The organism is Kitasatospora sp. NPDC059160 (assembly GCF_042755465.1).
Classification (GTDB): domain Bacteria; phylum Actinomycetota; class Actinomycetes; order Streptomycetales; family Streptomycetaceae; genus Kitasatospora.
In genome coordinates this window covers 19,570-28,568 of the sequence record NZ_JBHZCN010000116.1, presented here as the reverse complement: position 1 = coordinate 28,568, position 8,999 = coordinate 19,570, and the positions used below count along the sequence as shown (strand labels likewise).

At 71.7% G+C, this 8,999-nt stretch carries 5 protein-coding genes; 2 read left to right on the top strand and 3 right to left on the bottom strand.

Annotated features, from left to right (window positions below; genetic code table 11):
• Positions 1-158 precede the first annotated feature (158 nt).
• Both ACFXOZ_RS35250 and ACFXOZ_RS35245 read left to right on the top strand, forming a co-directional pair.
• Positions 159-1,376: a thiolase family protein gene (locus tag ACFXOZ_RS35250; protein ID WP_375888284.1), complete on the top strand. Its 1,218-nt coding sequence runs from the start codon at positions 159-161 to the stop codon at positions 1,374-1,376.
• Positions 1,377-1,378: 2 nt separating this feature from the next.
• Positions 1,379-3,526: a 3-hydroxyacyl-CoA dehydrogenase NAD-binding domain-containing protein gene (locus ACFXOZ_RS35245; RefSeq protein WP_380594002.1), complete on the top strand. Its 2,148-nt coding sequence runs from the start codon at positions 1,379-1,381 to the stop codon at positions 3,524-3,526.
• 109 nt (positions 3,527-3,635) lie between these two features.
• Here ACFXOZ_RS35245 and ACFXOZ_RS35240 read toward each other — a convergent pair whose 3' ends face one another.
• The 3 genes from ACFXOZ_RS35240 to ACFXOZ_RS35230 form a co-directional block, all read right to left on the bottom strand.
• Positions 3,636-5,162: an ArnT family glycosyltransferase gene (locus tag ACFXOZ_RS35240; RefSeq protein WP_375888279.1), complete on the bottom strand. Its 1,527-nt coding sequence runs from the start codon at positions 5,160-5,162 to the stop codon at positions 3,636-3,638.
• Positions 5,163-5,319: 157 nt separating this feature from the next.
• Complete coding sequence (gene dxs, locus ACFXOZ_RS35235) at positions 5,320-7,224, bottom strand: 1-deoxy-D-xylulose-5-phosphate synthase (protein WP_380407892.1); 1,905 nt, start codon at positions 7,222-7,224, stop codon at positions 5,320-5,322.
• Positions 7,225-7,485: 261 nt separating this feature from the next.
• Positions 7,486-8,664 (bottom strand): ROK family protein, encoded by a 1,179-nt coding sequence (locus ACFXOZ_RS35230; RefSeq protein WP_375888275.1) that lies wholly within the window; start codon positions 8,662-8,664, stop codon positions 7,486-7,488.
• Between the last annotated feature and the right edge of the window lie 335 nt (positions 8,665-8,999).

Below are 8,999 nucleotides of genomic sequence, written 5' to 3'. Positions count from 1 at the left end.
GGTGCCGGACGTGTCGCGGGACACATGGTCAGAACCCTCCGAGGGGCCTGGGCAGGTTGGTTACCGACCGGTAGCATGGCTTCTGACGCGGCGCCGCTCGGGATCTTCCGGCGGCAGCCTGCACACCCGAAATGTTGGTCCCTGGGAGGAGAGCCCCCGTGCCTCGTACCGCGAGGGACGTCGTCTTCGTCGATGGCGTCCGCACCCCGTTCGGCAAGGCCGGCCCGAAGGGCATCTACCACGAGACCCGCGCCGACGACCTCGTCGTCAAGTGCATCCGGGAACTCGTGCGCCGTAACCCGAGCCTGCCCGTCGAGCGCATCGACGAGGTCGCCATCGCGGCCACCACGCAGATCGGCGACCAGGGTCTGACCATCGGGCGCACCGCCGCCCTGCTGTCCGGCCTGCCGAAGTCCGTGCCCGGCTACTCGATCGACCGCATGTGCGCCGGCGCCCTGACCGCCGTGACCGCCACCGCGGGCGGCATCGCCTTCGGCGCGTACGACGTGGTCGTGGCCGGTGGCGTGGAGCACATGGGCCGCCACCCGATGGGCGAGGGCGTGGACCCGAACCCGCGCTTCGTCTCGGAGAAGCTGGTCGACGAGTCCGCCCTGTTCATGGGCATGACCGCGGAGAACCTGCACGACCGCTTCCCGCACATCACCAAGGAGCGCTGCGACGCCTACGCCGTGCGCTCCCAGGAGAAGGCCGCCAAGGCGTACGCCAACGGCGACATCCAGCCGGACCTGGTGCCGATCACGATCCGCAACACCAACCCCGAGGTCGGCGAGACCGGCTGGGGCCTGGCCACCGTGGACGAGCCGATGCGCCCGGGCACCACGATGGAGTCGCTGGCCGGCCTCAAGACCCCGTTCCGCCCGCACGGCAACATCACCGCGGGCAACTCGGCCGGTCTGAACGACGGTGCCACCGCCTCGCTGCTGGCCGCCGAGGACGTCGCCGAGGAGCTCGGCCTCCCGGTCAAGATGCGCCTGGTCTCCTACGCCTTCGCGGGCGTCGAGCCCGAGGTCATGGGCATCGGCCCGGTGCCGGCCACCGAGAAGGCGCTGGCCAAGGCCGGTCTGACCATCGACGACATCCAGGCCTTCGAGGTCAACGAGGCCTTCGCCGTCCAGGTGCTGTCCTTCCTGGACCACTACGGCATCGCGGACGACGACGAGCGGGTCAACCCGTTCGGTGGCGCGATCGCCTTCGGCCACCCGCTGGCCTCCTCGGGCGTGCGCCTGATGAACCAGCTGGCCCGCCGCTTCGAGCAGCGCCCGGACGTCCGCTACGGCCTCACCACGATGTGCATCGGCTTCGGCATGGGCGGCACCATCATCTGGGAGAACCCCCACTTCGAGGGTGGTAAGTGAGCATGAGCAACACCACTGAGCTGCTCCAGCAGGGCGCCGAGCTGTTCCCGGGCGAGGTCGTCACGACCGCGCACGTGCGCCACCTGGACCTGCCGCTGCAGGCCGGCAAGCTGGCCATGATCACCCTGGACAACGGCTTCGACCACACCAAGCCGACCACCTTCGGCCCGGGCTCGCTGCTCAAGCTGTCCGAGGCGCTGGACCAGGTCGAGGCCGAGGCCGCCGAGGGCAGGATCGTCGGCGCCGCGATCACCGGCAAGCCGTTCATCTTCGCCGTCGGCGCCGACCTCAAGGGCGTCGAGCTGCTCAAGCAGCACGCCGACGCGCTGGCCATCGGCAAGGGCGGCCACGAGGTCTTCAAGCGGATCGCCGCGCTGCCCGTCCCGACCTTCGCCTTCTACAACGGCGCGGCCATGGGCGGCGGCGTCGAGGTCGGCCTGCACTGCGACTACCGCACGGTGTCCGCGGGCGTTCCGGCCTTCTCGCTGCCCGAGGTCTTCCTCGGCCTCGTCCCCGGCTGGGGCGGCTGCACCATCCTGCCGAACCTGATCGGTGCCGGTAAGGCCGTCAAGGTCATCATCGAGAACTCGATGAACCAGAACAAGCAGCTCAAGGGCAAGGACGTGTTCGAGCTGGGGATCGCCGACGCGATCTTCGAGCCGGCCGACTTCCTGGAGCAGTCGCTGCTGTGGGCCGCCCAGGTCCTCAAGGGCGACCTGGTCGTCGAGCGCGAGGCGATCGACCGCGGCAAGGCCTGGGACGACGCCGTCCTCTGGGGCCGCATGGTCGCCGACGCCAAGGTGCACGGGGCCGCTCCGGCCGCGTACAAGGCGCTGGACATCATCGCCGCCGTCAAGGACGCCGACCTCGCCGACAAGGCCAGCCTCCAGGCCGGCTTCGACGCCGAGGACGCGGCCCTGGCCGACCTCATCATGAGCGGCGAGCTGCGCAGCGGCATCTACGCCTTCAACCTGGTGCAGCGCCGGGCCAAGCGCCCGTTCGGTGCGCCGGACAAGTCGCTGGCCCGCCCGGTCTCCAAGGTCGGCATCGTCGGCGCCGGCCTGATGGCCTCGCAGCTGGCGCTGCTGTTCGCCCGCCGTCTGGAGGTGCCGGTGGTCCTCACCGACATCGACCAGGAGCGCATCGACAAGGGCGTCGGCTACGTCCACGCCGAGATCGACAAGCTGCTCGGCAAGGGCCGGATCGGCCAGGACAAGGCCAACCGCCTCAAGGGCCTGGTCAGCGGCTCGCTGGACAAGGCCGTGGCCTTCGGCGACGCGGACTTCGTCATCGAGGCCGTGTTCGAGGAGATGGGCGTCAAGCAGACCGTCTTCGCGGACCTGGAGGCCGTGGTCTCGCCGACCTGCGTGCTGGCGACCAACACCTCCTCGCTGTCGGTCACCGAGATGGCCTCGAAGCTCCAGCACCCCGAGCGGGTCGTCGGCTTCCACTTCTTCAACCCGGTCGCGATCCTGCCGCTGCTGGAGATCGTCCGCGGCGAGCAGACCGACGACGCGTCGCTGGCCACCGCCTTCGCCGTGTCGAAGAAGCTCAAGAAGACCTCGGTGCTGTGCAAGGACGCCCCGGCGTTCGTGGTGAACCGGATCCTGACCCGCTTCATGGGCGAGATCCAGAACATCATCGACGAGGGCACCCCGATCGCCAGCGTCGAGAAGGCCGTCGAGCCGCTCGGCCTGCCGATGTCCCCGATCGTGCTGCTGGAGCTGGTCGGCCCGGCCATCGCCCTGCACGTCTCGGAGACCCTGGCCGGCGCCTTCCCGGAGCGGTTCACCGTCTCCGAGAACCTCGGCAAGGTGGTCAAGGCCGGCAAGCGCGGCTTCTACACCTGGGTGGACGGCAAGCAGGTCCTCGACCCCGAGGTGCTGGAGCTGCTGAGCTTCGGCGACTCGGTGCTCACCGAGGAGCAGGTCCTGAACCGCTCCCTGGAGGCCGTGGCCCAGGAGATCGGCCTGATGCTGGAGGAGGGTGTCGTCGGCGAGGCCCAGGACATCGACCTCTGCATGATCACCGGCGCCGGCTGGCCCTTCCACCTGGGCGGGATCACCCCGTACCTGGACCGTGAGGGCGTCTCGGAGCGGGTGACCGGCAAGAAGTTCCTCGCCCCCGGCGTGGCCTCGGTGCCCGCGTAAGGCGTAGCGGTACGAGCGGAGCCCCCGGCGACCTGGTCGCCGGGGGCTCTCGCGTACGCGGTGCCGGGCCTCGGTGCTCGAGGCGGTACCTCGGTGCTCGAGCGGTGCCTCAGTGCTTGAGGCGGTAGACGACGGTGTCGCCGATGACGCCGATCATCTCGTAGTGGGTGTCCAGCAGGTTCTCGATCCGCGGGACCAGCACCGGCTGGTACGGGGCGACGCCGGAGTCGTCCACGAAGACCTCGGGCAGGCCGTTGGCGAGTTCCTTGTCGAAGGTCTGCCAGGCGTTGTTGACGCTGAACTGCTCGCCGACGTTGCCGCTGCCGTCCTTGCCGCCGCTGTAGTTGGTGAGGAAGCCGGCGGTCAGGTAGCGGCTCGCGGGCTTGCGGTCGGCCAGCCAGTACAGCTCGGGGTGCATGCCCCAGACCAGCACGGTGTCCTTGGGGGTGGTCTGGGCGGCGACCGCGGTGGCGACCTCGGTGTTGCGGCTCATCTGCTCCCCCGGCCAGGCCAGCGCCAGGCCCCAGAAGACCGTGGCGGCGACCGTGGTGTACACCAGGACGGGCTTCCAGCGGATCGCCGAGGTGGCGACCGCCCCGGTGCCCAGCAGCACCAGCGGGGGCATCAGCTGGAGGTAGTAGTGGCCGAAGAAGTGGAAGCCCACGCTGACCGCGACGGCCGAGGAGAGCAGCCAGACCCACAGGTCGGTGGTCGAGCCGTGCTCCTCGCCGGCCACCGGCAGCGGGCGGTGGCGGTACTTGAACCAGAGCCGGCGGCCGACCGGGAACAGGAAGCCGAGGCCCGCCGCGGCCAGGATGCCGAGGTTGCCGAAGGCCCGGCCGAGCATCTGCAGCCAGGCGCCGCCGAAGGAGGCGTAGTCGCCGCTGCCGGTGACCACCCAGAAGAGGAAGCCCTTGGGCTTGGTGAGGATGACCGCCACCAGCGCTATCGGCACCGCGAAGCCGAACCCGATCTTGAACAGGGCGGGCGGCCAGCGCACCCCGCGTCGGCGGGCATCCTGGAGGAGCATCCAGAGCACCGGCAGCAGCACCGCGCCGCCGGTCTGCTTGGTCAGCGAGCAGAGCGCGACCGCGATGCCCGCGGCCAGCCAGCGGCGGCGCTCGGCGTACCGGAAGGCGGCCACCATCGCGGGCAGCATGAAGACCTCGAAGGTCGCCGCCTGGGTGTCCTCCGGGGAGAGCCCGATGGAGACCAGCAGGTAGAGCAGTCCGGCGCCGGCCCCGGCCCGGTTGCCCCAGCGGCCGCGGGCGATCGAGGCCAGCAGGATCGCGGTGACCAGGTGGGCCGCCACCGCGAGGGTGCGCAGCGGCCACAGCGAGGCGGAGCCGAAGACGGCGAAGCAGGCCTGGTAGAGCCAGGGCAGCAGCGGCGGCTTGCGGTCCACCACGGTGTCGTAGAGCACCCCGCCGTCCGCGAGCATCCGGGCCTGGGTGGCCAGGAAGCCTTCGTCCGGGCTCCAGACGGGCCGGGCGAAGGACGGGATGTGGGTGGCCACCGCGACCAGGGTGAGCAGCGGCACCAGCCTCGTCCAGTACCCCTGTCGGATGTGGGTACGGGCGCGCGCGGGCAGGCGGTCGACCAGTCCGTCGAGGCGGGGGCGGGTGGGGGTGGGCACGGTTGACAACCTACCGGGCGGGAACGGCGCGGAGAGCGCCGGTCCCGCCATTCAGTGCGATTGTCAGCTCGTCCCGCGACGAACTGTTACGCAGAGACGACAATCGGGCGTCGGCGGAACGGGCGACGGGTGGCCGGCCCGTTCCACCGGGGGCGGTTCAGGCCTCGACCGGCGCCGCGTCCAGCTTGGCGACCAGGGCGCCCACCTTCTCGGCGATGGCGGGGGCGGTCAGGCCGATCTCGGCCAGGATCTCGTTCCGGCTGGCGTGGTCCAGGAACTCCTGCGGGATGCCGAAGTCGCGCACCGGCACGTCCACGTCCGCGTCCCGCAGTGCCTGCGCGACGGCCGCGCCGACGCCGCCCACCCGGCCGTTGTCCTCGATCGTGACGACCACCCGGTGCTCGGCGGCCAGGCCCGGCAGGGCCTCGTCCACCGGCTTGACCCAGCGCGGGTCCACCACGGTGGCGGTGACGCCCCGGGCGGCCAGCAGGTCGGCCACCTCCAGGCTGGTCGGGGCCATCGCGCCGACCGAGACGATCAGCACGTCCGCGCGGTGGGCGCCGGAGGGCTCCCCGGCGGCGCGCAGCACGTCCATGCCGCCGACCCGGCCGACCGCGGCGACGGCCGGACCGACCGAGCCCTTGGAGTAGCGCACCACCGTCGGGGCGTCCTCGACCTGGACGGCCTCGCGCAGCTGGGCGCGGACCTGGTCGGCGTCGCGCGGGGCGGCCAGCCGCAGGCCCGGGACGACCTGGAGGATCGACATGTCCCACATGCCGTTGTGCGAGGCGCCGTCCGTGCCGGTGACGCCGGCCCGGTCCAGTACGAAGGTGACGCCCAGCTTGTGCAGCGCGACGTCCATCAGGACCTGGTCGAAGGCGCGGTTCAGGAAGGTCGCGTAGACCGCGAAGACCGGGTGCAGCCCGTTGGTGGCCAGGCCGGCGGCGCTGGTGACGGCGTGCTGCTCGGCGATGCCGACGTCGAAGATGCGGTCCGGGAACTCCTTGGCGAACGGTGCCAGGCCGACCGGGTGGAGCATCGCGGCGGTGATCGCCACGATGTCCTCGCGCTCGCGGCCGAGCGCGACCATCTCCTCGCCGAAGACCGAGGTCCAGTCCTTGCCCGAGTTCTTGACCGGCAGGCCGGTGTCCGGGTGGATCACGCCGACGGCGTGGAAGCGGTCCTCGTCGTTGTTCTCGGCGGCGTGGTAGCCGCGGCCCTTCTCGGTGAGGCAGTGCACGATCACCGGGCCGCCGAAGCCGCGCGCCTTGGTCAGCGCCGACTCCAGGGCGGTCAGGTCGTGGCCGTCGATCGGGCCGATGTACTTGAGGCCGAGGTCCTCGAACATGCCCTGCGGGGCGATGAAGTCCTTGAGGCCCTTCTTGGCGCCGTGCAGCGTCTCGAACAGCTGCTGGCCGACCACCGGGGTGCGCTGCAGGGCGTCCTTGCCCCAGGACAGGAAGCGCTCGTAGCCCTGGGTGGTGCGCAGGGTGGCGAGGTGGTTGGCGAGGCCGCCGATGGTCGGCGAGTAGGAGCGCTCGTTGTCGTTGACGACGATGACGACCGGCAGGTCCTTGGCGTCGGCGATGTTGTTCAGCGCCTCCCAGGCCATGCCGCCGGTGAGCGCGCCGTCACCGATCACGGCGACGACCGGGTCCGCCTTGCCCTGGATCTTGTTGGCCTTGGCCAGGCCGTCCGCGTACGAGAGGACCGTGGAGGCGTGCGAGTTCTCGATCACGTCGTGCTCGGACTCGGCGCGCGAGGGGTAGCCGGACAGGCCACCGCTCATCTTCAACCGGGAGAAGTCCTGGCGGCCGGTGAGCAGCTTGTGGACGTAGCTCTGGTGGCCGGTGTCGAAGAGGATGCGGTCGCGCGGGGAGTCGAAGACCCGGTGCAGGGCGATGGTCAGCTCCACCACCCCGAGGTTGGGTCCGAGGTGGCCGCCCGTCTTGGAGACCTCGGTCACCAGGAAGGTCCGGACCTCCTGGGCCAGTGCGGCCAGCTGTCCGGGCGTGAGCCGGTCGAGATCGCGCGGTCCCCGAATGCGGGTCAGCAGGGCCACCCGTTCCTCCTCGTTCAGTGTTCGCGGACCACGGACGGTCCGACGGGCGTCGCCGCCCGGTCCGGCGGCAGGCCGGTGGTCGCGGCCGGTACCGACCGGTCGAGTCTAATGTCCGCTACGCGGACGCCGAGCGGCGCGCCCGGTGCCACCGACCGGTTACCGCCATTCCCGGAGGTCGGTCGGGGGGCGCGGGTCAATCCTCATTGACGAACGGACGTTCTCCGGCGGTTGCGGCCGGACGGGTGAACGGGGGGAAGGCGGTCAGTGCCGGCCGAGCGCCCCGGACTCGCCCATCTCGCTCATCACCAGGGCCAGCGCGCCCAGCACCTCGGCCCGGCCGCCCAGGGTGCCAGGGACCACCGACAGCTGGCGGGCCGCGCTGGGGATCGCGTAGCGGGCCACCGAGTCGCGGATCGGGGCCAGCACCAGCTCACCGGCCTCGGCGAGGTCGCCGCCCAGGATCACCCGGCGCGGGTTGAGCAGGTTGCACAGGGTCGCCACGCCCGTACCGATCTGGCGCCCGGCGTCGGCGATCACCCGGCGGCAGCCCAGGTCGCCCTGGTGGGCCAGCTCCACCACCCGGGGCAGGGTGAGGTCCGGGCCGAGGGTCGAGGTGAGCAGCGACAGCAGGTAGCGGGAGCCGACGAAGGTCTCCAGGCAGCCCCGGTTGCCGCAGCGGCAGACCGGGCCCGCCTCGTCCAGGGTGATGTGCCCGATCTCACCCGCGGTGCCGCCCGGACCCCGGTAGATCTGGCCGTTGACCACCAGGCCGGCGCCGACCCCGCTGGCGATCTTGATGTAGGCGAGGTCGCTCAGGCCGCGGCCGGCCCCCCAGACCAACTCGCCCAGCGCGCCCAGGTTGGCGTCGTTGTCCACGTGCACCGGCATGCCGAGCCGCTCCGCCAGCTCCCGGCCCGGGGCGATGCCCGTCCAGCCCGGCAGGATCGCGGTCGAGCCCAGCGCACCGGTCTCCACGTCGATCGGGCCGGGCACGCCGAGGCCCACCCCGATCACCTTCTCGGGACGGAAGCCGGCCTGCGCGAGGAGGCGCGCCACCATCGCCTCGGCGCGGTCGAAGCCCTGCGCGGCCGAGACGTCCACGTCGATCGGGGCGCTCTCCTCGGCCAGCACCCGGTGGGCGAGGTTGCCGACGGCCACCCGCAGGTGGGTGTGGCCGAAGTCGATGCCGACCACGATGCCCGCGTCCCCGCTCAGCGAGACGCTGCGGGCGCGGCGGCCGCCGGAGGAGGTGTCGGCGACCACGACGGTGCCGCTCTCCTTCAGTTCCCGCACGATGTTGGAGACGGTGGCCGCGGAGAGGCCGGTGCCGCGGGCGATCTCGGCCTGGGTGAGCGAACCGGCCATCCGTACCGCGCGGAGCACCCGTTCCAGGTTCGCCCGGTGCAGGGACGACTGTGAGCCCGGTGTGTCCGTCGACATGATCCACCCTCCCAGGGTGGGGAACCCTCCGCCGGGTGTCCCCTTCAACTCCTGAAGGGTACGGGTCGGGGGCCGGCGGGTGGGGGCCGCTGCGCGGGCCCGCGGCGGGCGGGGGCGCGGGGCTAGCGGTGGGCCGGGGTGCGGGGCCCGCGGCGGGCCGGGCGTGGGGGCGGGGTGGCCGGGGGGTGAAGGTGTTGCGCGGTGGGGGGAGGCGGGGCCCGGATCGGGTGGTCCTGGGAGCGGGCGAAAACCGGCCGCCACTAGCATGGTGCCCAATCTCACCCGTCCCACCGGGCCGCGGTCGGTACCGGCAGGGGGACGCATCCAGACATGAC

Bases quoted from the DNA above. Each gene is read 5' to 3' on its own strand.
- ACFXOZ_RS35245 (WP_380594002.1), top strand. From the start codon at position 1,379: ATGAGCAACACCACTGAGCTGCTCCAGCAGGGCGCCGAGCTGTTCCCG.
- ACFXOZ_RS35230 (WP_375888275.1), bottom strand. From the start codon at position 8,664: ATGTCGACGGACACACCGGGCTCACAGTCGTCCCTGCACCGGGCGAAC.